21 protein-coding genes and 1 pseudogene are annotated in these 23,663 nt (G+C 67.1%); 10 read left to right on the top strand and 12 right to left on the bottom strand.

Features of this window, described 5'->3' with window-relative positions; translation table 11 throughout:
* Window positions 1-121: 121 nt before the first annotated feature.
* Genes ABE546_RS16080 through ABE546_RS16070 form a run of 3 tightly spaced genes read right to left on the bottom strand, consistent with a single transcriptional unit; the run spans window position 122 to window position 2,348 of the window.
* On the bottom strand, window positions 122-1,447 hold the full coding sequence (locus tag ABE546_RS16080) for an ATP-binding protein (protein ID WP_346464473.1): 1,326 nt from the start codon (window positions 1,445-1,447) through the stop codon (window positions 122-124).
* Window positions 1,444-2,106, bottom strand: a complete 663-nt coding sequence (locus ABE546_RS16075) for a response regulator transcription factor (protein ID WP_123729931.1) — start codon at window positions 2,104-2,106, stop codon at window positions 1,444-1,446. Before ABE546_RS16075 ends, ABE546_RS16080 begins: the two co-directional genes overlap by 4 nt.
* Entirely contained in the window at window positions 2,106-2,348 is a 243-nt protein-coding gene (locus ABE546_RS16070) for a PepSY domain-containing protein (RefSeq protein WP_313212462.1), read from the bottom strand. The genes ABE546_RS16075 and ABE546_RS16070 overlap by 1 nt, the downstream gene beginning before the upstream one ends.
* A 198-nt stretch (window positions 2,349-2,546) precedes the next feature.
* On the opposite strand from ABE546_RS16070, the gene ABE546_RS16065 reads away from it, so the two are divergent.
* Window positions 2,547-2,981, top strand: a complete 435-nt coding sequence (locus ABE546_RS16065; RefSeq protein ID WP_313212456.1) for a PepSY domain-containing protein — start codon at window positions 2,547-2,549, stop codon at window positions 2,979-2,981.
* Between the two features lie 82 nt (window positions 2,982-3,063).
* Here ABE546_RS16065 and ABE546_RS16060 read toward each other — a convergent pair whose 3' ends face one another.
* The 3 genes from ABE546_RS16060 to ABE546_RS16050 form a co-directional block, all read right to left on the bottom strand.
* Window positions 3,064-3,570 carry a hypothetical protein gene (locus ABE546_RS16060; RefSeq protein WP_346464471.1) on the bottom strand — a complete coding sequence of 169 codons (507 nt, stop codon included), beginning with the start codon at window positions 3,568-3,570 and terminating at the stop codon, window positions 3,064-3,066.
* Between the two features lie 98 nt (window positions 3,571-3,668).
* Complete coding sequence (locus tag ABE546_RS16055) at window positions 3,669-4,880, bottom strand: FAD-dependent oxidoreductase (RefSeq protein ID WP_346464469.1); 1,212 nt, start codon at window positions 4,878-4,880, stop codon at window positions 3,669-3,671.
* Window positions 4,881-4,887: 7 nt separating this feature from the next.
* Complete coding sequence (locus ABE546_RS16050; protein WP_346464467.1) at window positions 4,888-5,382, bottom strand: lipocalin family protein; 495 nt, start codon at window positions 5,380-5,382, stop codon at window positions 4,888-4,890.
* A 183-nt stretch (window positions 5,383-5,565) separates the two neighbouring features.
* Between ABE546_RS16050 and ABE546_RS16045 the strand changes: the two genes are divergently transcribed.
* Both ABE546_RS16045 and ABE546_RS16040 read left to right on the top strand, forming a co-directional pair.
* Window positions 5,566-5,814, top strand: a complete 249-nt coding sequence (locus tag ABE546_RS16045) for a hypothetical protein (RefSeq protein WP_313212460.1) — start codon at window positions 5,566-5,568, stop codon at window positions 5,812-5,814.
* 82 nt (window positions 5,815-5,896) lie between these two features.
* Window positions 5,897-8,347: a DUF3772 domain-containing protein gene (locus tag ABE546_RS16040; RefSeq protein ID WP_346464465.1), complete on the top strand. Its 2,451-nt coding sequence runs from the start codon at window positions 5,897-5,899 to the stop codon at window positions 8,345-8,347.
* A gap of 199 nt (window positions 8,348-8,546) precedes the next feature.
* Here the strand turns inward: ABE546_RS16040 and ABE546_RS16035 are convergent, their stop codons facing one another.
* Window positions 8,547-10,649: a phosphoglycerol transferase I gene (locus ABE546_RS16035; RefSeq protein ID WP_346464463.1), complete on the bottom strand. Its 2,103-nt coding sequence runs from the start codon at window positions 10,647-10,649 to the stop codon at window positions 8,547-8,549.
* Between the two features lie 271 nt (window positions 10,650-10,920).
* Window positions 10,921-12,576: pseudogene (locus ABE546_RS16030) on the bottom strand (AarF/UbiB family protein); the annotation flags it as partial.
* A 166-nt stretch (window positions 12,577-12,742) separates the two neighbouring features.
* Here ABE546_RS16030 and ABE546_RS16025 point away from each other — a divergent pair.
* Entirely contained in the window at window positions 12,743-13,654 is a 912-nt protein-coding gene (locus tag ABE546_RS16025; protein ID WP_121040668.1) for a DUF808 domain-containing protein, read from the top strand.
* A gap of 12 nt (window positions 13,655-13,666) precedes the next feature.
* On the opposite strand, the gene ABE546_RS16020 is transcribed toward ABE546_RS16025, so the two are convergent.
* The 3 genes from ABE546_RS16020 to ABE546_RS16010 are packed head-to-tail and all read right to left on the bottom strand — an operon-like array spanning window position 13,667 to window position 16,469.
* Complete coding sequence (locus ABE546_RS16020) at window positions 13,667-14,326, bottom strand: hypothetical protein (protein WP_346464461.1); 660 nt, start codon at window positions 14,324-14,326, stop codon at window positions 13,667-13,669.
* Complete coding sequence (locus ABE546_RS16015) at window positions 14,313-14,861, bottom strand: sigma-70 family RNA polymerase sigma factor (RefSeq protein ID WP_313211044.1); 549 nt, start codon at window positions 14,859-14,861, stop codon at window positions 14,313-14,315. Before ABE546_RS16015 ends, ABE546_RS16020 begins: the two co-directional genes overlap by 14 nt.
* A 45-nt stretch (window positions 14,862-14,906) precedes the next feature.
* On the bottom strand, window positions 14,907-16,469 hold the full coding sequence (locus ABE546_RS16010; RefSeq protein ID WP_346464459.1) for a diguanylate cyclase: 1,563 nt from the start codon (window positions 16,467-16,469) through the stop codon (window positions 14,907-14,909).
* 133 nt (window positions 16,470-16,602) lie between these two features.
* On the opposite strand from ABE546_RS16010, the gene ABE546_RS16005 reads away from it, so the two are divergent.
* The 5 genes from ABE546_RS16005 (at window position 16,603) to ABE546_RS15985 (ending at window position 21,816) form a co-directional block, all read left to right on the top strand.
* Complete coding sequence (locus ABE546_RS16005) at window positions 16,603-17,241, top strand: NAD-dependent dehydratase (protein WP_346464457.1); 639 nt, start codon at window positions 16,603-16,605, stop codon at window positions 17,239-17,241.
* A gap of 71 nt (window positions 17,242-17,312) precedes the next feature.
* The gene (locus tag ABE546_RS16000; protein WP_346464455.1) at window positions 17,313-18,191 is read left to right on the top strand and encodes a tryptophan 2,3-dioxygenase family protein; all 879 of its coding nucleotides are present in this window, start codon (window positions 17,313-17,315) and stop codon (window positions 18,189-18,191) included.
* Between the two features lie 243 nt (window positions 18,192-18,434).
* Window positions 18,435-19,937 carry a peptide MFS transporter gene (locus ABE546_RS15995; protein WP_121040656.1) on the top strand — a complete coding sequence of 501 codons (1,503 nt, stop codon included), beginning with the start codon at window positions 18,435-18,437 and terminating at the stop codon, window positions 19,935-19,937.
* A gap of 8 nt (window positions 19,938-19,945) precedes the next feature.
* Window positions 19,946-20,554 (top strand): thioredoxin family protein, encoded by a 609-nt coding sequence (locus ABE546_RS15990; RefSeq protein ID WP_313211047.1) that lies wholly within the window; start codon window positions 19,946-19,948, stop codon window positions 20,552-20,554.
* Between the two features lie 119 nt (window positions 20,555-20,673).
* Window positions 20,674-21,816, top strand: a complete 1,143-nt coding sequence (locus tag ABE546_RS15985) for a hypothetical protein (RefSeq protein ID WP_346464453.1) — start codon at window positions 20,674-20,676, stop codon at window positions 21,814-21,816.
* Between the two features lie 24 nt (window positions 21,817-21,840).
* Here the strand turns inward: ABE546_RS15985 and ABE546_RS15980 are convergent, their stop codons facing one another.
* Window positions 21,841-22,329 carry a MarR family winged helix-turn-helix transcriptional regulator gene (locus ABE546_RS15980; RefSeq protein ID WP_088433561.1) on the bottom strand — a complete coding sequence of 163 codons (489 nt, stop codon included), beginning with the start codon at window positions 22,327-22,329 and terminating at the stop codon, window positions 21,841-21,843.
* A 127-nt stretch (window positions 22,330-22,456) separates the two neighbouring features.
* On the opposite strand from ABE546_RS15980, the gene hppD reads away from it, so the two are divergent.
* Window positions 22,457-23,572, top strand: a complete 1,116-nt coding sequence (hppD, locus tag ABE546_RS15975; RefSeq protein ID WP_346464451.1) for a 4-hydroxyphenylpyruvate dioxygenase — start codon at window positions 22,457-22,459, stop codon at window positions 23,570-23,572.
* Window positions 23,573-23,663: the final 91 nt, after the last annotated feature.

Below are 23,663 nucleotides of genomic sequence, written 5' to 3'. Positions count from 1 at the left end.
CTACAAGCGGTGCGCGATTCCTCCCGGTAGAGCCGACCGTTTGGGGGGTGTCGCGCCCCAGGGCGCGTTCGGGTGCTCGCGAAAAGCAGCCGACCAACGGTCGGCTCTACCCGGTGGCTGGTCAGCCGGCCGGCAACGTCAACGTCGCCCGCAACCCCGGCGCGCCATTGGCCAGCACCAGCGTCCCGCCGTAACTCTCGGCGATGTCCGCCACGATCGACAATCCCAGCCCGCTCCCCGAAGCACGCTCATCCAGCCGCACGCCGCGTTCCAGCACACGCTCCAGCTGCTCTGGCGGGAGTCCCGGACCATCATCGGCCACGGTGATGCGCAGCTGCGTACCCTCCCGTGCCACGTCCACGCGCACTGCCTGCGCGGCCCACTTGCCCGCATTGTCGAGCAGGTTGCCCAGCATCTCTTCCAGATCCTCGCGCGCACCAGCGAACACACCCGCGGTGTCGCTGTCGCACGCAAAACGCAGCCCGCGCGCGGCATGCACGCGCTGCATCAGCCCGCACAGTGTGCTCACCACCGGTGCCACCGGCGTGCGCTGCTGGCTGTCCGCGCCCAGGCCTGCAGCGAGGTAACGATCGATGCTGGCCTGCATGCGCGCAGTCTCGCTGCGCAGGGTCTGCCGCCAGTCGCTGCCGTCGTCCTCGGCCTCGGTGGTGAGCACGGTCAGCGGCGTCTTCAGCGCATGCGCGAGGTCTTCGGCGCTGCGGCGTGCGCGCACCACCATGCGCTGGTGATGATCGAGCAGCGCGTTGAGCTGGCCGGCCAGTGGCGCGACTTCCTTCACCAGGCCCTGCTGCGGAAAGCGTACGTTCTCGCCGTTGCGGACCTGCCCGGCAATGCGGCCCAGTTCGGCCAGCGGCCGCAGGCCGTAATGCACCTGGGTGACCAGCACGCCGAACCACAGCGCGATCAGCACGGCCAGGGCAAGCGCGGTGCGCTGCCGGAAGCTGGCGACCTGGGCATCCAGCGGGCTGCGGTCGGTGGCGACCATCACGATCACCGGCGCGGCGGCGCGGGGCAGGGTGACCTGCTGGGCCAGAACACGCAGGGATTGCTGCAGCGGGCCGCGAGCATCGAAGGCCTGCGCAGGCCCCGGTTGCAGTGCGCTCGGCGCGGCCAGCGAGCCGTCCCAGAGCGAGCGCGATTGCCCCAGCGGGCGGCCCTGCGGGTCCAGCACCTGCCAGTAGTCGCCGGAGAACACACGGCGGTAGCGCTCGTCGGCCAAGGTGTCGCGCCACTGCAGCTGGCCGTTGGCATCGCTCTCGGCCAGTGCCAGTACCGCGATCAGATCGTTGCCCAGGCGCTCATCCATCGCGGTGCGCGCCGAACGCTCGAACATCGCGCCCAGCCACCACGTGGCCAGTGCCGAGACCAGCACCAGGCCCAGGCCACCGGCGACCAGCAGGCGGGTGCGCAGCGAGCCGGTGGTCATGGCGTCGCCGAGAGGCGGAAGCCCTGGCCGCGATGCGTGTGGATCAGCTCGCTGCCGAGCTTGCGGCGGATGCGGCCGATCAGCACGTCCAGCGTGTTGGAGTCTGGATCGAAGCCGTCTTCGTAGACGTTCTCGCCCAGCCGGGAACGGCTCAACACCGTGTCCGGGTGATGCATGAAGTAGCTGAGGATGCGGTGCTCCTGCGCGCTGAGTGCCAGGGGCGCGCCGTCCAGCTCGAAGCGGCCGGCGTTGACGTCCAGCACCAGCGGGCCGCACTGCAGGCGCGGATGCGCGTGACCGGCACTGCGGCGGATCAGGGCGCGCAGGCGCAGCAGCAGTTCTTCGGGCTGGAAGGGTTTGGTCAGGTAGTCGTCGGCACCGGCATCGAAGCCGGCCAGTTTGTCGTGCCAGCGGGCGCGGGCGGTCAGCACCAGCACCGGAAAGTCGCGCCCGGCCTGGCGCCAGCGTTCGATCACGCTCAGCCCGTCCAGGCCCGGCAGGCCCAGATCGACCACGGCCGCGGCGATGTCCTCGATCTGCCCCTGGTACTCGGCATCCCGGCCCTCCGCACTGTGGATGACCACATAGCCGGCCTCTTCCAGCAGCGTCTGCAGCCGGCTGGCGAGCAGGGCGTCATCTTCGGCGAGCAGCACGCGCATCAGTCTTTTTCCATCTTCAGCAGGCGGCCGGTGGCGGCATCGTAATCCAACTCCATCACCACGCCCTCCGGGCCAAGGATCTCGATCTCGTACTTTCCGTCATCCAGTTCCACCTCGATCAGCTTGCCGGGGTAGCGACGCAGCGCGTCGGCGACGACCTGCTCCAGCGGCACGAACCGGCCCTGCCGCACCGCCTGGCGAACGCTGTCCTGCTGATGGCTGCCACCGTCGAGCACCCGCATCGGGTCCTGCGGGGCGAGGGTCAGGAGCAGGGGCAGGATCAGGGACAGGGCAGACATGCGGGCACGCAGGCGAAGGGCAGGGCACCGGTATACCCGGGCTGTCTAAACAGTATCTAACAGTCGCCCTCATGGTCCGGTTAGGCGTGGTGGCCAGACTGGCGGTGCCGGAATGGACCGGTGCCCCCCTCAAGGATTCCCATGAAGACGATGATTGCCGCTACCGCCCTGGCCGCTGCGCTGTTCGCCACCCCGGCCTTTGCCGCCAACCTGTCGGCTGCCCAGGTCCAGGCCAAGCTGAGCGCGGCGGGCTACACCCAGGTGCATGAGCTGGAGCACGACGATGGCGTGTGGGAAGCAGACGTGACCCGCAAGGATGGCACGGTCGATGAAGTGATCATCGATGACACCAAGGGCGAGATCTTCGATCCGCGCGATGGCCGCGCCGTGCTGGACGCCGGGCAGATCCTGGCGCTGGCCGGCAAGGCCGGGTTGACGCAGATCGACTCGCTCGAGCGCGATGGCGCCACCTGGACCCTGGATGCGCGCAACGCCCGCAACCAGCGCGTGGAAGTACGCATGAGCGGTCACGACGGCCGCGTGCTGGCCAGCAGGCGCGATGGCTGGTGGGACTGATCCGGCCGCGCCACCGCGCGCTGGATGTACGAACGGCCGGGTTTCCCCGGCCGTCCGCGCATGTGCCTGGGGGCGGCAGCGCTTACCAGCGCGCCGGGGAATCCCAGTAGCCCGGGCCGCGGCCGTAGCCGCCGTAGCCATCGAAACCGTCGTAGCCGTACGGGCCGAAGAAGCCGGGGCCCTTGCCCTCGCTCACCCGGATGTTGACGTTGACGTTGCGGGTGTTGCCCTCGTCCGTGGTGTAGTTCTTGCTCAGATTGAGCTCGGCCGCGTTGTAATGGCTGTTGCCGTAATTCTCGGAATAGCCGATGCCGGTGGTGAAGCTGCCGTTGACCCGCAGCTTGTCATCGGTCACGTGGGCGATGCCGTTGGCGGCCCGGTCGGTGGAACGCCGGCCGGTGCGGTCACCGTAGAACGTGCCCGGCGGATCGCCGCGCAGCGACTGATCGCTCAAGTACTGCAGGGGGGCGTCCGGGATGCTCAGGTCCAGCCCGGTCGAGGACTGCGGGCCGGTGGCGCCTGCGGCAGACTGGGCCAGCGCCACACCGGGCAGGGACAGGCACAGCAGCAGGGGAAGCAGGCGGATCATGAGAGGCTCCGGAGCAGACAGGCGGGACGGCCGACAGCGCTGACGCTAGCAGCCGTAGTTTGAATGATGCCTGTCATGGCGTGCGTTGCAAGGGGAACTCAGCCCAACCGGTCAAATCCGAACAGCGTGGACAGCGGATGCCGGCGGCGTTCGATCTGCGCCCGCAGCAGTCCGGCGCCGATCATCGAGTAGGTGATCCCGTTGCCGCCGTAGGCCATCGCGAACAGTACCCGTGGCCCCCATTGCGGGTGCGGGCCAAAGAACGGCAGGCCATCGTGGGTCTCGGCGAAGGTGCCGCCCCAGGAGAAGGCCGGCTGCAGCGGCAGGTGCGGGAACAGTTTGGCGGTCTTCTTGAGCAGCTTGCCGGTCTTGCTCTCCACCCGCCGGTCGCGCCGCGCCGGGAGATCGATGGCATCGTCCTCACCACCGATCAGCAGCCGGTGGTCGCCGGTACTGCGCAGGTAGAGATAGGGGCGTGCCGATTCCCAGGCCATCGTCTCGCGCAGCGGGCCGAGCAGGTCCGGGTGGATCGGATCGGTGATGAAGGCATAGCTGCTGCGGTTGCGGGCCACCGAGGGCTTCAACCAGCGCTGCCCGGCATAGCCGGTGGCCAGCACCACGTGGCGGGCACGGATGCGCGCGCCGCCCAGGGTGGTCGCGGTGACGCCGCGCGGGGTCGGGGTGAGCGTATCCAGCACGGTGCGGTCATAGACGCCGCAGCCGCGCGTGTGCAGCCGCATCAGCAGCCGGTAGGTGAGCCGGTAGGGGTCGATGCGTGCGGCGAGCGCACTGAGGATCGCGCCCGGTGCGCGGATACCGTACTCGTCTGCGACCGCCTCGCTGTCCAGCCAGCGCACATCGAAGCCGTGCCTGGCACGCAGCGCGCATTCTTCAACCAGTACGGCCTGATGCCCGCGCTTGCTCGCGTAATACAGGCTGGCCATGCGGTGGCAATCCACGTCGCGGAACGGCGCGGCCACCGCGCAGATGGCCGGGATCGCCTCGGCACAGGCCTGGTAGGCCTGCACGGCGGCGTCCTCGCCATAGCGCTGGGCAAGATCGATGAGATGGGTGTCGATCTCGTACTGCAGCAGCGCGGTGCTGGCCGCCGTGCTGCCCCAGCCGATGTCGCGTTGTTCGATCAGGGCCACATCGTGCCCGTGCGCGCACAGCTCGTCGGCGATCAGCGCGCCGCTGATGCCGCCGCCGACTACCAGCACCTCACAGTTGAGATCTTTCTCCAGCGGTGGAAACGCATGCATCAGGCCGTTGCGCACGGCCCAGAACGGGTATCCGCTCTTCAGATCCATGGCAGCCTCAGGCGGTGGGGTGGCCGGTGTGCGGGGTCTGGATCAGCTCCGTCAGGTCAAAGCCCTGCAGCCGCGCCTGGGCCAGGTAGTGCTCCTGCGTGGTGCGGTCGAGCGTGGGGGTGCGCGAGAGCAGCCAGAGGAACTTGCGGTCCGGGCTGCCGACCAGCGAGACGCTGTAATCCGGGGCGATCTGGATCACCCAGTAGTCGCCCTTGGTGAAGGGCAGCCAACGCAGGCCTTTGGGCAGGAAGCTGACCGCCAGCCGCGCGGTGTCGTTGTCCACGGGGCAGGCTTCGCCATCGGCTTCCTCGATCTCGTTGCCCATGCGGCAGCGGTTGACCACGGCGACATGGCCGTTGTCTTTCAGGCTGTAATGCGCGGAGACATCCGTGCAGCCTTCCGGCTCGTGCTTCATCGGCAGGCGGGCGATCTCGTACCAGGTGCCCAGGTAACGCGGCAGCTTGAGGTCGGGAACGGTTTTCAGGTCGGGCTGTGTGGTCATGGGCAACGGCTGGTGGGAATGCGATCCCACGATGCCGGGGCTGCTGCCACGGCCGGGTGAAGCCGGGGCGAGTGCGGTGTCGAGAACGCTGCGTTGTCGATGCGTCATGCTCCGGCCGCGTGGGCGGCGCTATGCTGGGCCGGGGCGCCATGAGCGCTTCTTTCAACAGCGATGGAGATGCGGATGTACCAGCTGATTCTGCTCAAGAGCGAAAATGGCGTTGCCCGCCAACAACGGGAGACGGCCGATGATGTGGTCGACCATGAAGGCGTGACCTACACCCTGCGCGCCGGGCCGCGGCAGCCGTTGCCGACCGATCATGCCTGGGATGAGATCGCGGTCTACGCGCCCGAGGAGATCACCGAGGAAGAGTTCCAGGACTGGTACGCGCGCCTGCAACCGCAGGTTGAAGAGCTCCGCCTGAAGTACTGAGCGCCCGCATACCTGTTCTGAACGGGGCCCGGTTTATAGTCGCGGGCAGGCGCGGTGGTCCGCGCGAACCGTTGGTGCTGGCGTGTCGCTTCGTCATTCTTCGTTTGTGGTGCGGTCGCTGGGCTGGCTGCTGTTGTTGACCTGTCTCGGCGCCGCGCCGGTCGCTCTCGGGCAGGCCACGGATCCGCCCCCGGATCCAGCCAAACAACTGGTCCAGGCCGAAAAAGCGCTGCGCGCCACCAGTGATGCGCTGGAGGATGCGGGCACCACTGAAACCCTGAAGGCGCTGTCCGACCGCGCCCTGGCCGTCCAGCGCGATGCCGACGGCCTGCAGAGCGCCCTCGACCCGCAGCTTCAGCAGGTGGATGCGCGGCTCGAGCAGCTTGGCCAGGTCGCCGAAGGCACCGTCGAGCCGCCGGAAGTGAGCCGGCAGCGCAAGGCGCTGAACCAGCAGAAGGCCGACATCACCGCGCAGATCGCCCGCGCCAAGCTGCTCTCAGTGGATGCCAAACAGCTCGGCGAGCGCATCGAGAAGATGCGGGTCACCCAGTTCAGCGAACAGCTGAGCCGCAAGGTCGCCTCACCGCTGTCGCCTGCGCTGTGGCGCAGCTTCGCCAAGGATGTGCCGGACGATGTGCACCGCCTGGCCATTCTTTATCGGCTGGGCGAAGACGCGGCCCGCAAGGCCATTGCCAAGCATGGCTGGAACGCGCCCTTGATCGGGCTGGCGGTCGCACTGGTGATGTTCTTCCCGTTGCGGCTGTGGCTGCGCGCGCTGGGGCGCCGCTTTGCCGCCTCCGAGCGTGCACCCGATGGACGCCTGCGCCGCTCTGGCCTGGCGGTGTGGCTGCTGCTGGTCGGCACGCTGTTGCCGGGCCTGGCGGCGGTGGCCCTGGTGGAGTCGCTGGATGCGATCGGCGCGATCCCGCCGCGGCTGCAGCAGGTGGCCGAGACGTTCGAGATGGCCACCTTCGTGGCGGCTTTCATCGCTGCGCTCAGCGCCTGTCTGCTGGTACCCAAGCGCCCGTCGTGGCGGTTGCTGCCGCTGGATGACAGTGCGGCATTGCGGCTGCGCAAGTACGCGTGGGGTGCGGCCGGCCTGACCTGGCTGAGCATCATGCTGGCTGCCCTCGACCATGCAGCCCGCACCAGCGAGGTGACCACGGTGGCCGCCGATGGGTTGATGGCGCTGACCTACCTGGGGCTGATCATCGCGATCCTGACCTCGCTGGCGCGCATGCACAACCGCCAGGCGGCCGAAGCCGCCGAGGCCGAAGCACGGGCCGATCCCCGCGCCGGTGGCGATGGCAAGGTGCGCGGGGCGCCTCGCCGCAGTGGCTGGATCGTGCTGGCGCGCCTGGTCGGCCACATCGCCGTGGCTGCGGCGGTGATCGCCACACTGCTGGGGTATCTCAACTTCGCGCTGTTCGTGGCCCAGCAGCTGGTCTGGGTCGCGGTGGTGTTCATGGCGGTCTCGCTGCTGCTCAAGTTTGCCGATGATCTGGCCACCTGGGTGCTCGCGCCCAGCAGCCGTGCCGGGCAGACCATCGTGTTGACCACCGGGCTCAGTGAGTCGCGGGTGGAGCAGGCCGGCGTGCTGCTCTCGGCGGTGCTGCGGGTCGGGGTGATCGTGCTGGGCGTGCTGATGCTGGCCGCGCCATTCGGCAACCTCAACGCTTTCCTGGGCGGGCTGGACTCGTTGTCCGGAGGCCTGAAGATCGGTGAGACCACGCTCCGGCCGGGCAGCGTGCTGTATGCGGTGCTGGTGTTCCTGGTGGTGTGGGCGGTGATGCAGACCTTCCAGCGCTGGCTGAGCGATACCTATCTGCCCAAGACCGAGCTGGATGCCGGTGCGCGCAACTCGATCAGCACCGTCACCCGTTATCTCGGCATCATCGCCGCGGTGCTGTGGGGCGTCACCGCGCTGGGCATCGGCCTGGAGAAGCTGGCGCTGGTGGTCAGCGCGCTGTCGGTCGGTATCGGTTTCGGTCTGCAGGCGATCACCCAGAACTTCGTCTCGGGCCTGATCCTGCTGGCCGAGCGGCCGGTCAAGATCGGCGACTGGGTCAAGCTGGGCGACCAGGAAGGCGACATCAAGCGGATCAGCGTGCGCTCGACCGAGATCCAGGTCGGCGACAAGTCCACCTTGATCGTGCCCAATTCCGAGCTGATCACCAAGACCATCCGCAACATGACGATGGGGAACGCGCAGGGCCGGATCCAGATCCAGTTCTCGGTGCCGTTGAACACGGACGTGGCCGCATTGCGGCAGATCCTGCTGGATGCCTACACCGATCACCCGGGCGTGCTGAGCGACCCGGCACCGTCGGTATTCATCGACTCGATCGCCAATGGGCAGATCGCGATCAACAGCTTTGCCTACGTGTCAGGCCCGCGTGCGGTATACGGCGCGCGCAGCGAGCTGTACTTCACGGTGCTGCAGAAGTTTGCGGCGGCCGGGATCGCGTTGTCTTCGCCGACCGATATCCATCTGGTGCGGGATCCAGCGGCGACGCCGGACCCGGACGCATAACAAGGCCGGCAGGTACCGGCCGCTGACCGGTACCGTCGCGATCCAGGTAGTGCCGGCCGCTGGCCGGCAGCTGCACGATGCAGAGAGAACCGGGAGCCGGCCAGCGGCCGGCACTACCGACACGAACGGCGGACCCGATACGAACGGCGGACCCGATACGAACGGCGGACCGCCCCCGATGTCGGTCGGGAGGGCCGGATCAGCCGCGGTTGCCGCGGCGCGACGGCACCAGCGCGAAGGTATCCACGGCGAGCTTCTCGGCGTGGTTCAACCACGCCCGTACTTCCAGATCATCGACCTCGTGGTCCAGGCCGAAGCTCAGGTTGATGCGACCCTCGGCATCCGGCTGTACCCACTGCTGGGCGACCACCACCTTGCGCTGCGAGGAGACCGCTTCGATCCAGAAGCCGCGGTCGGGTGACTGCTTGGTCACCAGCTGCACCATGTACTGGCCGGCCCGGGTGCGGCGACCCTTCTGGGTGATCATGTGCGCCTGGCGGATGCTCGGGCGCGGGCCGTTGAACGGATCCAGCGGGCCATCCACCGCCACGCCCCCGCGCAGCTGGTCATCGCGGAACAGCTTGATGCCCTTGTCCTGGTTGACCAGCATCGCGCACCAGTCGCCATCGGCCGAGCCGTCCTCGAACGCGGTACAGCGATCCACGTAGGCCAACGTATTGGACGGATCGGCAAGATCGAACTGCTTGGAAGTGTTCTCCAGGTAGACCGATTTCAGATCCCAATGCTTGTCGTACTCCAGCAGCACCGGCGGTTGCACATGCTGCAGGCCGATCACCACCTGGTTGTCGTCATCGATGCGCAGCTGGCGGGTCTTGTCGCCCAGCCACAGCGAGCGCGAGAACGCCAGATAACGCGGGTAGTCCTTGCCGTTATCGCGGAACACCGCGGCGCTGGCACTGTCCGAACGTTCCGGGTGCAGCAGCGAGCGGCCGAAGCCGATCGAATCGATGGCCGGGTCGATCAGGCTCAGCAGGGTCGCGCCCGAATCCAGCGTCGAACCGGCCGGCGCGGTCAGCTGGCGCGGGGCGATGTCCTTGCCCAGGAACAGCAGCAGGTTCTCGCGGTCCTGCTTGGCGAGGATGTGGCTGAGATCATTCGGCATGGCCAGGTGATCGGAAGCGATCACGATCAGGGTGTCTTCGCCGTACGGGCTGGCCTGGATGCGGTCGACCAGCTTGGCGATCAGCCCGTCGGTGCACTTGAGCGCATTGAGCATGCCGATGTTGCCGTGCTCGCTCTGGTAGCGGGTGCCTTTGCAGGCCACCGGCAGGTGCCCGGCGGGGTGATGGGTGTCCATCGTCAGCGTGGTCAGCATGAACGGCTCGCCCTTGCGCGAGAGCTGCACGAAGCGGTCGTATGCCTTGTCCAGCAGCACATCGTCATGCACGCCCCACGGCGAGAAGTGCGCGCGGGTGATCTTCTGCTGCTTGAACCAGGCCAGGTCATCCACGGTATCGAAGCCATGCGTGGCCAGGAACTGGCCTTTGCCGGCGAACTGGCCGTTGGCCCCGCCCAGGTAGTGATTGGTGTAGCCCTGCTGCTTGAGGTAATCGCCCAGGCAGACCGCTTCGGGCAGGAAGCTGCCCATGCGCCCCATGCTGTTTTCGTCTTCCTTCGCGGTGGTCAGCGGCACACCACACATCGAGGAGACCAGGCCGGCGATGGTCCAGCCACCGCCTTCGGCCGAGACCAGCCCGCGCACGTCCAGCGACTGCGCGGCCAGACGGTTGATGTTGGGCATCAGGTCCGGGAACGTTTCTTCATTGAGATAGGTGCGCTCCAGGCTTTCGCCGTAGATCCACACGATGTTGCGCGGCTTGGTCAGCGGTTGCGTGGGCACGCGGTACTCGGCCTTGACCATGCTGTAGTCGACCGGGCGCATCTGCTGGTACAGACGCTGGCCATTGCTGTACAGCGGGCTCACCACGATGGCGACGAACCACATCGCCATGAAGCCGGCAAACACCGCCTTGCCATGCGCGGGGCGGTGCCGACGACGCAGGCGCGCCAGCAGCAAGGGGGTGAGCGAGACCAGGGCCAGCGCGATGAAGCCGGCGATGTAGTGCTTGAAGTCGGCGACACCGGCGCCTTCCATGTCCGCGCCGAGGTGGTACAGCGTGGCGGCATTGAGACCGTCACCGGACAACTTGTTGATCAACCACCACGCACTGAGGGTCAGCAGCAGCAATGACATGAGGCTTGCCTTCCACCACACCCACTTGTCAGATGCGAGGAACAGCCAGGCGAGCAGCAACAGTGACAGCAGCAGGATCCAGAGCATAAGCACTTTTGGCAGTGGAGACAGGTGGTGATGGACGCCATGACGACGTATGTCCCATCCGACCGGCTGTCCCAACCACACATGCATGACAAGCCGATGACTCGATCATGCCTGCACGAACCTGACTGAAATGTTTGTTGAAAACGACAACGAACATCCCGCTTCGCACTGCGATATGCGACGTAAAACGCGCGTGAAGAAGCGCGCGCGATGCTGCACTGCATCGCGCGTGTTCAGGGTCGGCTGAAGGCGTGACGTGCGTGCGAACGTGTCACCGGTGCCCGCGTTCTTCCTTGGAGCGTGCGCGACGATCAAAGATCAGCGCACTGAGGATGATGCCCAATCCGAGGACCACGCCGATCAACATCAAGGTGAATGCGATCGCCGGATAGCCGAACAGATGCCAGCCGGTATCGACCTTCATCATCATCGCCGCAGCGAGTATCAGTGCGGCGGTGACGATGCCGGCAGAGACGCGGTTGGCGATCTTCTGCAGGTTCTCCATCAGGCGGGATTCTTCCAGCCCGGTGACTTTCATCTGCAGGCGGTTCTCGGCGAGCAGCGCGAGGATGTCGGTCATCTTGCGCGGCCCATCGCGCAGCAGCTGCTGCATCTCCATCGCCTCGCTGGCGAGATTGGCGGCGGACAGGGATTTCTTCAGTCGCGCCCGCATCACGTGCTGCAGCTGTTTCTCCACGATGCGCCGGGTATCCAGGTCCGGCGACAGCAGCCGACACACGGTTTCCAGATTCAACAGCGCCTTGCCGAGCAGGCTCAGCTCCGGCGGGGTGCGCAGGCCGCTGGCGGTGGCGATGCGGACCAGATCAAGAACGACCCGGCCTTCGGAGAAGCTGCTGTTGGCGGCATAGCGCGCGATGATCTGCCCAGTCTCGCGCAGGTAACGTTCTTCATCGAAGAACTCCAGCCGCGTGCTGATGCCGATGATCTCATCGGCGACTTCTTCGCCGCGCCCATCCACTGCCGCGAACAGCAGTTTCAACAGGCGCTCGCGCAGGCGTGGCGGCATGTGCGCGACCATGCCCAGATCGAAGATCGCCAGGCGACCGGCCGGCGTGACGCGAAGATTGCCGGGATGCGGATCGGCGTGGATCTCGCCATGCACGAAGATCTGGTCCACATAGCCACGGATCAATGCCGCGGCGAGCGGCGCCATCGGCTGCTCGGTGCGCCGCACGTCGGGGATCATGTCCACGCGCACGCCCTGGGCCAGCTCCATGGTCAACACGCGGTGGCTGCAGTAATCCCAGATCGGCTGCGGCACCCACAGTGGTTTGAACGGCTTGAGGTGCTGGCCGAAGCGCTGCAGGTTCTCCGCTTCAGCCTGGTAGTCGAGCTCCTGCATCAGGGTCTTGGCGAATTCATTGAGCCAGTCGCGCAGGCGCACGCGGCGTCCGACCTGGGTGAGATGGTCGGCGGCCAGCGCAAAGCTGCGCAGCACGTCCAGATCCGAGCGCAGCTGGGCGGCGACCTCCGGCTTCTGCACCTTGACCGCGACCTGGCGGCCATCGTGAAGCTCGGCGCGGTGCACCTGGGCGATCGAGGCGCAGCCCAGCGGGACGGGGTCGAAGCTGGCAAACAGCTTGGACACCGACGCGCCCAGTTCCTTTTCGATGATCGCCGCGACGCGCTCGACCGGGATCGGCGCGACGTTCTCCTGCATGCGCTCCAGGGCCGTGGCGAATTCCACCGGCACCATGTCCGGCCGGGTGGAGAGCATCTGGCCCAGCTTGACGAAGGTCGGCCCCAGCGATTCCAGGTCGGTGACGAACTGTTCCGGGTTGCCCTCCGGTGGCACATCGTGGACCGCACCTGCGTCCAGGTTCATGCCGGAAAACACGCCGGAATTACGGTAGCGCAACAGCAGGCGCAGGATCTGGCTGCGGCGGTTCATGCCCTTGACCAGCGACGGCGAACCGGGAAGGACGGGCGTGGTGTTCAAGCAGGACTCCGGGGCGACGATCACCGGCAGTGTGGCCGGGCGGCAGTGGTGGACTGGTGAATCCGCTCCGGCTACCGCGACAGGGGTCGGATCGGTCAGAATCGGCGCTCCCGCTTCCTCCTTTGGATCCACCATGGCCGGTGCCAGTCTGTTCGCGTTGCTCGATGACATTGCGTCCCTGCTGGACGATGTGTCGGTGCTGACCAAGGTCGCGGCCAAGAAAACCGCCGGCGTGCTCGGCGACGACCTCGCGCTGAACGCCCAGCAGGTGACCGGCGTCAGCGCCAACCGTGAGCTGCCGGTGGTGTGGGCAGTGGCCAAGGGCTCGCTGGTCAACAAGGCGATCCTGGTGCCGGCCGCGTTGGCGATCAGCGCCTGGCTGCCGTGGGCGATCACCCCCCTGATGATGATCGGTGGCGCCTTCCTCTGCTACGAGGGCGTGGAGAAGCTGGCGCACCGCTTCCTGCATTCGCGCGATGAGGATGAGCAGCGCAAGGCCGAGCGGGCCAAGGCCCTGGCCGACGAGAAGGTGGACATGGTCGCGTGGGAGAAGGACAAGGTGAAGGGCGCGATCCGCACCGACTTCATTCTGTCGGCGGAGATCATCGTGCTGTCGCTGGGCGTGGTCTCCAGCGCGCCGTTCCTCAACCAGGTCAGCGCGCTGGTGGTGATCGCGCTGGCGATGACGGTGTTTGTCTACGGCCTGGTCGCCGGCATCGTCAAACTCGACGATCTGGGCCTGTACCTGTCGCGCAAGGGCGCGGCGCTGGCTGCGGTGGGCCGGGGCCTGCTGGTGGCGGCGCCGTGGCTGATGAAGTTCCTCTCGGTGGCCGGTACCGCAGCGATGTTCCTGGTCGGGGGCGGCATCCTGGTGCACAGCATCGCGCCGCTGCATCACGCCATCCTGGCGATGGGCGGCGATGGCAGCTGGGGCTGGTTGATCAACGCGCTGGGCAACGTGATCGTCGGCGTGGTGATCGGCGCGGTGGTCCTGGCAGCGGTGACCGGGTTCCAGAAGTTGCGCGGGGCCAAGCCCGCGCACTGAGTGGCGACCCCATCAGGCCGGCTCCCAGCCGCGCAGGGCCTCCAGCTCGGCGCGGGCGCGGGCCAGCCGGCGGCCGGACAGCGCGTCGATCGCGCGCTGCAGCCACGGTGAGGCCGGTGCGCGCTGGGCCCAGCGGCGGGCAACGACCCACGCGGCCAGCATGGCCAGCGTCCCCGCGCCCAGCGAGGCCAGCAGCCACGGTGCGGCAAAGGCGCCCAGATCCACGCCCCACGCCTGCCAGGCCAACAGCACCGGCACGGCCAACCATAGCCAGCACCACGGCAGGCCAAGCAGCAGCTCGGTCAGTGCGGTATGGCGGCGCAGCGCCGCCAGCTGCTGCGATTGCGCCAGCACCGTCTGCGTCGGCTGCAACTGCCGGCGGCGATGCAGGCGGGTGATGCTGGCGATGATCACCGCGATGCAATAGGCATGCAGCGCCAACGCACTGAGCATCACCGCCAGCGGAGGGTGCTGCCACCACTGGCTGCCGCAGTACACCGCCACGGCCAGCCAGACCACCAGCTGCAGCCCCTGCCACAGGCTGAACAGGCCCAGCTGGCGTTGGACGCTGCGGTGCCGATGGCTGCGCCACGCCTCCAGCGCGAAGCCCTCCTGCGCATCGGTGGGCTTGCCGACGCTGTTCCACAGCTGCTTGAGTTCATCCGGTTGCATGGCGCGGGCCTCGGTCGGTGGGGTTCAGGCGCGTGCGCAGTTGCTGGCGCAGGCGGTGCAGGCGGGTGGAGACGTTGGCGACGCTGATGCCCAGTACCTCGGCGATCTGCCGGTGGTCGTGATCGTCCAGGTGCAGCAGCATCAGGGCACGGTCCAGTGGCGGCAGCGCATGGATGGCGACCTCCAGCTGGTGCAGGGCATGGCGTTGCTCGGGCGGTGCACGGTCGTCGGCGGCAGGCAGCGCGTCGTCCAGCGGCGTGTGGTGGCGCTGGCGATGCTGCTGGCGACGCCATTGCGAGATCGCCACGTTGAGCGCAAGCCGGTATAGCCAGGTGGAGAAGCGCGCCCGCGCCGGGTCGAAATCCTCGAATGCCGCCCACGCCTGCACGCTGATCTCCTGGACCAGATCGAGCCGATCCTCCGGGTGGCGGCAATAGCCGCGCGCCACCTTCAGCACGATGCCGCGGTGCTGTTCCAACAGCGCGGCGAAGCGCGGGCGCAGATCGATGTCGCTAGCGGGCAGTGTCATGTCCATACCCGGATGATTCGCGCCGGTGCGCGGAATATCACAGGCGCGGGCTCAGCGCGGTGGCTCGGCCGCCAGTACGCGGTTCTTGCCGACCCGCTTGGCCGCATACAGCGACGCATCGGCGCGCCGCAGCAGCGCCTCGGCCGGCTCGCCGGGCTGCCATTGCGCCAGCCCGGCGCTGAAATGCACCGGCACGCGCTGTTCGTCCAGCGGCAGCGGCCGCTGTGCCAACGAGCGCTGCAGCCGCAGCAGGGTGGACATGCTGTCCGCCGCAGGTGTTTCCGGCAGCAGCAGCACGAACTCATCGCCGCCGAGCCGGGCGATGGCATCGCTGCTGCGCAGGTGCAGCTGGCAGACGGTTACCAGGTGGCGAAGCACCGCATCGCCACCGGCATGGCCATGCAGGGTATTGGTCTGATGGAAATCGTCCAGATCCAGCAGGGCCAGCGCCAGCGGATGGCCGTGGCGGGCGGCACGCGCCAGTTCGCGCTCCAGCAGCTCGTCCAGACCGCGGCGGTTGAGCGCACCGGTCAGCGGATCGGTGCGGATCAACCCGGCGATCTCGCGCAGCTCCTGTTCCAGCTCGGCGATGCGCTGTTCGGCCTGTTCCACTTCACGGCGTGCATTGCCCAGGTGATCGCGCGCCTGCAGGGCCTGATCCTGCACGCGGCCGGTGTCCTGCAGCACGTCCTGCAGCAGCTGGTTGAGGTCGGCGATGCTGCGCGCTTCCTTCAGGGCCAGCGCGTAGCTGCTGATCCGGTCATGGTATTCGCCCGTGCTCACCGCCATGCCGTCCAGGCGCTCGATGAAGCCCCCCATGACGTTCTTCATCGCCGCCTTGGATTCGACGATGCCCTGCTTGAGCAGCCCCTGCTTGTAGATCACCTCGCGCAGGTTGGCGCGCGCCTGTTCGACCGAATCGCGATCCAGCGGGCCGCCGATCAGCGAACGCACCGCGTGGACCTGGCCATGCAGCCAGCTGCTGTCATCCAGCAGCTCGCTGATGTTGTCCAACAGCAGATCGAACAGACTCAGCAGCAGCTCCTGCTGTTCCTGCCAGCCATCGCTGCGCACGCCGATCTGGTGCGAGAGCTCGCGCAGCCGTTGTTCGATCGGCTGCAGCGGCTGGCCGGGATGCCAGTGGCGCAGTTCACCGGCCAGCTGCACCGGCTCCTCGCGCAGTTCCGGCATGTTCTGCAGCAGGCTGGCCACGGTCACCCCGACGGTATGCCGCAGCAGCTCGCGCAGGCGCAGGCTGTCGGGCTGGCCATCCGGGGTTTCCTGTTCGATGGTGCGGATGTACTTGTCGATCAGCTGGCGCATCGCGCGGCCATAGCTGACCCAATCCGCGCTGCGCTGCGCCGACTGCAGGCGCAGGCCCATGTCGCCCAGCTCGCCGGGCAGGGTGGACATGCCATTGGCGAACGCAGCCAGCAGCGGCTCGGGCGCATCGATGCCGGCGAACAACCGTTGCAGCATCGCGCTGCTGCCCCCCTTGGGGCCGGGCGCCGGCTCGCTGGCGGCCTCCACCCCCGTGCCCACGCTCTGCCGCCGCGACAACAGCCGCCCGACGGCGGTGCCGGGGCTGGGGGGAGCGTCGTGCGGGTCCGTCATGCGGCAGATCCTTGCAGGGCACGGCCGGAGGCCGGAGCGGTGGAGAGGTGGGAACAGTATCGGCGCAGCGCGGCCGGCCTTGAACCGGTCATGCATGGCAGGATGGTAAGCACGGCGACGGCAGGAGAGTGCGATGAAGGTGATGCTGGTGGGGGCGACCGGGCTGGTCGGTGGTCATGTGCTGCGGCAACTGCTGGACGACCCGCGCTGCGATGCGGTGGTCGCTCCGACCCGCCGCCCGCTGGACACCACGGATGCGGCGCTGCTCAATCCGGTGGTGGACTTCGCGCAGCTGCCGGCCGAGGCCGACTGGTGGGCGGTGGATGCCGTGATCTGCGCGCTCGGTACCACGATCAAACTGGCCGGGAGCAAGGAAGCGTTCGCGCGGGTCGACCATGATTTTCCGCTGGCCGTGGCACAGCAGGCACGCGCCCGCGGCGCGCATGCCTTCGCGTTGAACTCGGCGATGGGCGCCGATGCGGGCTCGCGGATCTTCTACAACCAGGTCAAAGGCCGGCTGGAGCAGGACCTGCGGGCACTGGGCTACCCCTCCCTGACCCTGGTCCGCCCGGGGCTGATCGGGGGCGAGCGTGCCGAGCGACGTACCGGCGAGCATCTGGCCAGCCTGGTGCTGGGCGTACTGGGCCCGGTCCTGCCGCGCGCCTGGCGGATCAATCCGGCCGAGACCATCGCCGCCGCGCTGGTCGAGGCGGTGTTGGTGCCGACGCCTGGCGTCAGGATCGTGGGCTCGGCCGATCTGGTGGCGCGCTGAGCCGCGGACGGCCGGATGCGCGGCCCCCCGGCCACTGCGCTACCCTTTCTGCCCCTCAAGCGGTCCCTGCCATGTCCGTCGACAAGAACCAACGCGATCTCGAAGCTGGTATCCACACCGATCTGGAGGGGCGGCTGACCTACGGCGGCTACCTGCGCCTGGATCAGCTGCTGTCGGCCCAACAGCCGCTGTCCAACCCGCCGCACCATGACGAAATGCTGTTCATCATCCAGCACCAGACCTCGGAGCTGTGGCTGAAGCTGCTGGCGCACGAACTGCGCGCGGCGATCGGGTTCCTGCAGCGCGACGAGGTCTGGCAGTGCCGCAAGGTGCTGGCGCGCAGCAAGCAGGTGCTGCGCCAGCTCACCGAGCAGTGGTCGGTGCTGGAGACGCTGACCCCCTCCGAATACATGGGCTTCCGCGATGTGCTGGGCCCGTCCTCGGGCTTCCAGTCGCTGCAGTACCGCTACATCGAGTTCCTGCTGGGCAACAAGAACGCGCAGATGCTGCAGGTGTTCTCGCACGACCCGGGCGGCCAGGCCCAGCTGCAGGAAGTGCTTGATGCCCCCAGCCTGTACGAGGAGTTCCTGCGCTACCTGGCCCGCTTCGGCCATCCGGTCCCGGCCGGCTATCAGGGGCGCGATTGGCAGCAGCCGCACGTGGCCGACGATGCCCTGCACCCGGTGTTCGAGCGGATCTACCAGAACACCGACCGCTTCTGGCGCGAATACGCGCTGTGCGAGGACCTGGTTGATCTGGAGACCGCCTTCCAGCTGTGGCGCTTCCGCCACATGCGCACCGTGATGCGGGTGATCGGCTTCAAGCGCGGCACCGGCGGCTCCAGCGGGGTCGGCTTCCTGCGCCAAGCGCTGGAACTGACCTTCTTCCCGGAGCTGTTCCAGGTGCGCACCACGATCCGCAACGACGACCCGATGCCGCCGGACGCCTGATCCGGCATCGACCGCAATAAGCCTATTCATATTTACCTGCCCCATCCGCCGTACGGTGCGGCAGGCCCCGCCGTTGCTGCGCTGCCGGGTTTTGCCCGGAAGTTGCAGATGCAAGTTCAGCGACCATGCTGCCAGCGGTCCACATCAGCGTGTATTTGACGTGAACGTGGTTGGTCTGGGATTCTCCCGCGCTGCTTTCGCACATCGGACGTGCATGTCTTCCACCGAACCCAGGAATCCCGCATGAGCGTAGACGCCGCCGCGAAATCCGTTCCCGATCCGGCGCTGCCGGAGTTCAAGACCACGCTGGGCCATCCGCGCCCGTTGTGGATGCTGTTCATGACCGAATTCTGGGAACGCTTTGCGTTCTACGGCATCCGTTGGGCCCTGGTGCTGTACATCGTCGCGCAGTTCTTCGACGGTGATTCGGCCGGCCAGGCTGCCGCCAGCCGGACCTACGGTGCCTATCTGGCGCTGGTGTACGCCGCCGCCATCTTCGGTGGCTACGTCGCCGATCGGGTGCTGGGCTACCAGCGTTCCATCCTGACCGGCGCGGTGATCATGGCCGCCGGCCTGTTCATGGTCGCCATGCCCAACAAGGAAATCTTCGAACTGGGCCTGGCCACGATCATCATCGGCAACGGCCTGTTCAAGCCCAACATCTCCACCATGGTCGGCAAGCTGTACGGCCTGAAGGATGAGCGCCGCGATTCGGGCTTCACCATCTTCTACATGGGCATCAACATCGGCGCGATGATCGCCCCGGTGCTGACCCAGTACCTGGCCGAGCGCGTGTTCGGCACCCAAGCGATGCCGTCCTACAAGATGGTCTTCATCGCCTCGGGCATCGGCATGCTGATCAGCCTGGCCTGGTTCTACGTTGGCCGTGCCGGCCTCAAGGGCATCGGCGCCCCCCCGGCCGGTGCAGAGGGCTATGGCCGCATCGTGATGGTGTTCATCGGTGCGATCGTGGCGATCCCGATCGCGTTCTTCCTGCTCTCCACCGGCGCCACCGCGCTGGCCTGGATCCTGGGCGCGATGTTCATCGCGCTGGCGATCCTGCTGCTGGTCGAAGGCATCCGCGAAGGCAAGGTCCAGCGCGACCGCGTGATCGCGATGCTGATCATCTTCACCTTCAACGTGATGTTCTGGATGTTCTTCGAACAGGCCGGCAGCTCGTTCACCTTCCTGGCCGACAACATCGTCAACCGCAACCTGGGCGGCTGGGAATTCCCGACCGCCTGGTTCCAGTCGGTCAACTCGGTGGCGATCATCACGCTGGCCCCGATCATTGCCTGGATCTGGATCAAGCTGGGCCGCGCCAACCCGTCGATCCCGCGCAAGTTCGGCCTGGGCCTGCTGTTCAACGGTGCGGCCTTCGCGCTGCTGATGGTGGCCCTGTCGAGCATGGTCGTGGACGGCAAGATTCCGTTCTGGACGCTGTTCATGGTCTACGTGATCCAGTCCGTCGGTGAGCTGTGCCTGTCGCCGATCGGCCTGTCGATGGTGACCAAGCTGGCCCCGGTGCGCCTGGTCGGCTTCGGCATGGGCGGCTGGTTCCTGTCTACCGGCATCGGCAACAACATGTCGGGCATCTTCGCCGGCGTGGTCAGCGGCGAAGGCGGCATGACCGTGGAATCGGCGCTGAAGGGCTACACGTTCGGCTTCTGGGCGTTGATCATCTCCGGCGTGGTCCTGTTCCTGGTCGCACCGCTGATCAACAAGCTGATGCACGGCGTCAAGTGAGGAAGGCGATGCGCATGAAAGCCGTGGCAATGTCGATGATCGTGACCGGCCTGCTGGCCGCCTGTTCGCCGTCGTCGGCGCCCACCGCGGCGCCTGCGCAGCCGCTGGATACCTCCGAGCAGAAGACCCCGGTCGCCGATCCCGGCGAACCGGTGGCCTCGGGCAACACCCCGGCCGCGGCGGACATCGCCGCGATCGCGGCGCTCAATGCCCAGTTCGATCCGGCCCGCGATCCGGTCGCCGATCTGGCCACGGCCAAGGTCGAGGCCCAGCGCGGCGGCAAGCGGATCATCGTGGATGTGGGCGGCGAGTGGTGCCCGTGGTGCCATCTGATGGACGGTTTCATCGAAGGGGATGCGGAGATCCGCCGCTTCCGCGATGCGAACTACGTCTGGATGAAGGTCAACTACAGCGAAGAAAACGAGAACGCGGCGTTCCTGTCGCAGTTCCCGGCAGTGAAGGGCTACCCGCACCTGTTCGTGCTCGATGCCGACGGCACGCTGCTGCATTCGCAGTTCACCGGTGAGCTGGAAGCGGACAAGGGGCAGAAGAAGGGCTACGACCGTGGCCGCTTCTTCGCCTTCATGAAGCAATGGGCGCCACCCAAGGCGTCGTGATCGAAAAAGCCGCGGATTCCGCGGCTTTTTTTTTGCGCTCAATTTCCGCGCCACCCGGCCGCTACCCCCAAGGACCTCATGCCGCGCTGTTCGTGGCGGACAACCGACGGAATCGACGCATGCAGCCGGGCACCAGCGACAGCACCACCGATGTTTCCCTTGATGCGCCGGCCGGCGTGAGCCTGCCGCCGGTCGACGTGCTGCTGGATGACCACACCGCGCCGGATGCGCTCGATGGCGACGGCCAGGCCCCGGCGCCCGGCGCGATCCGCTACCGCCTGCCGATGGTCTCCGTGCCCGACAACGTACTGCTCAAGGCGGCCGTGCAGAAACTGGTGGAGCAGAAGGCGCAGCTGGACACGCTGGCACGCCAGGGCAGCCTGCCCGGCCTGATCCCGGCCGAGTGGCAGGGCAGCGGCCTGCGCGGCGTGGACCTGCAGGGCTTCGTGCTGAGTGTGTTGCCGTTCCTGCAGAACGCCAGCAAGGACGAAACCGCCCCGGCGCGCCTGCCGCTCAAGCATGTGCTGGGCGACGCCGGGCGCTGGGACCAGCACGACGTCGCCGAACCCAAATCGCTGGCGTTCTTCCTGGCCAGCGATGACCGCGCCACCGCCGGCACGAAGGATCCGGCCGAGGTGTATCTGGTCGGCGCGCTCGGCCTGGCCTGGGCGCACGAGGGCCGTACCCGCCCGGGCTTCCTGCGTGAGATGGGCTACGACAGCATGGCCGCGCGCGTGCACCTGCTGCCGTATCCGGCGGCGGCGCAGCTGGCGCTGTACAGCGTGACCGCGCATGGCGTGACGCAGATCTGGTGTGTGCTGGACCGTCGCAAGGTGCGTCCGTTGCTGGCGCCCTGGATCAGCCTGCCGCTGCTGACTGCCTACGGAGTCAACGCCCCGCAGACCTGGCCGACCAGCTTCCCGGCGGTTGAAGAGGTGGCCGCGATGCTGGCTGCCGCGCGTGGCGGCAAGGGGCCGGTCGAAGCGGACCTGGGCAAGGTGGCCGCGAAGGTTGCCCAGGACGCCTCCGGCGAAACCTGGATGCCGGTCAGTCTGCTCCAGGTCGGCACGTGGTCACCGCGCTGGCGCTACTTCATGGCGACCTTCATCGGCCTGCCATCGCTGCTGCTGGTGGTCGCCGCGCTGGCCCTGCCGGGTGCGATCGAAGCGGCCGCCGTGGCCGCCTCGCTGGGATTTGCCGGCGGTGCCATCGGCGCGCTGGCCGCACCGTGGGTACATGCGCGGCGCAAGCACCTGAGCTGAGCGGCAACGACCAACGGTCGTTGCCTACTCGTCCATCCGCTGCAGGCCTTCCCCGGCCAGGCGCAGGATCAGCGTCTCCAGCATCTGTTCTTCGTCCTCGCTGAGCACGGACATCAGCTTGCGGGTGATGTCGATCACCAGCGGCGCGATGGTCTCGTACACCTCGAATCCGGCGGCCGACAGCGCCAGCACCGAGCGGCGGCGGTCATCGCCATGGGTTTCACGCTTGATGAAGCCCCGTTCGAGCAGTCTGGCCACGGCGCGGCTGACCGCGACCTTGTCCATCGCGGTGCGATCGGACACCTCGCTGGCCGACGAGCCCGGGTACAGCGCCAGGACCGTGATCACCCGCCACTCGGGGATCGCCAGGCCATAACGGTCCCCGTACAGCTTGGCGATGTTGCCGCTGACGCGGTTGGACAGAACGCTCAGCCGGTAGGGCAGGAACTGCTCCAGATCGAGCAGGGCGTGCGATGCGCGGATGCTGTGACTGCTGGGATCGGGCGGGCTCATGCTGCGGTGCACCTTGATGGTGGTTTCATGTGAAACTATAACCTACGTTCCGGACTCCGCATTCTCGCGGGTCTGCCTTCCTACCGCACCTGGTTTTTTCCGATGCGGATTGCTTTGGAGCCACAGCATGACCAGCCAAACGAGCACCGCGTCCTTCGCACCCGATCCGGGCATGCAGGTCACCACCTTCGAAAACCCGATGGGCATCGATGGTTTCGAGTTCGTCGAGTTCGCCGCCCCGGCCGGCCGTGGCGCGGAACTGCACGACTATTTCCGCAAGATGGGCTTCACCGCGGTGCTGCGCCACAAGCAGCGTGCGATCACGGTCTATCGCCAGGGCGACGTGAACTTCCTGGTCAATGAAGAGCCGGACTCGTTCGCCTCGGACTTCGCCGAGAAGCACGGTCCGTGCGCCTGCGGTTTCGCCATCCGCTTCAAGAAGCCGGGCGATGAGGTCTACCAGATGGCCCTGGGCAACGGTGCCGAACCGATCGACTTCAAGCCTGACACCCGCGCCGTCGCCGCCCCGATCATCAAGGGCATCGGCGACTGCATGCTGTACCTGGTGGACCGTTACGGCGCCAACGGCAGCATGTTCGATAACGATTACGCGCCGATCGACGGCGTGGACCCGCGCCCGAAGGGCTTCGGGCTGACCTTCATCGATCACCTGACCCACAATCTGTATTTCGGCAACATGCAGCAGTGGTCGGATTACTACGAGCGCCTGTTCAACTTCCGCGAGATCCGCTACTTCGACATCAAGGGCCTCAAGACCGGCCTGGTGTCCAAGGCGATGACCGCCCCGGACGGCATCGTGCGCATCCCGCTCAACGAATCCTCCGATCCGAAGAGCCAGATCAACGAATACCTCGATGCCTACAAGGGCGAGGGCATCCAGCACATCGCCTGCTTCACCGAGAACATCTACGACACCGTGGAAGCGATGCGCGCCCAGGGCGTGGAGTTCCTGGACACGCCGGACACGTATTTCGATGTGATCGACATGCGCGTGCCCAACCACGGTGAAGACGTGGCCCGACTGGCGAAGAACAAGATCCTGATCGATGCCGACCCGGAGACCAAACAGCGCAAACTGCTGCAGATCTTCACCACCAACTGCATCGGCCCGATCTTCTTCGAGATCATCCAGCGCAAGGGCAACGAAGGCTTCGGCGAAGGCAACTTCACCGCGCTGTTCGAAAGCATCGAGCGCGACCAGATGAAGCGCGGCGTGCTGTAAGGCACTCGGCCGCCACCCGCGTTACGCTTCAACGGTGGCATCCGCGCCCGCGCGGGTGCCACCGGCTGTCTTCCCTTGCCATCCACGCCTC

Source organism: Stenotrophomonas sp. TWI377, from assembly GCF_039674525.1.
GTDB lineage: Bacteria > Pseudomonadota > Gammaproteobacteria > Xanthomonadales > Xanthomonadaceae > Stenotrophomonas.
This window is presented reverse-complemented; position numbering and strand designations above follow the sequence as displayed.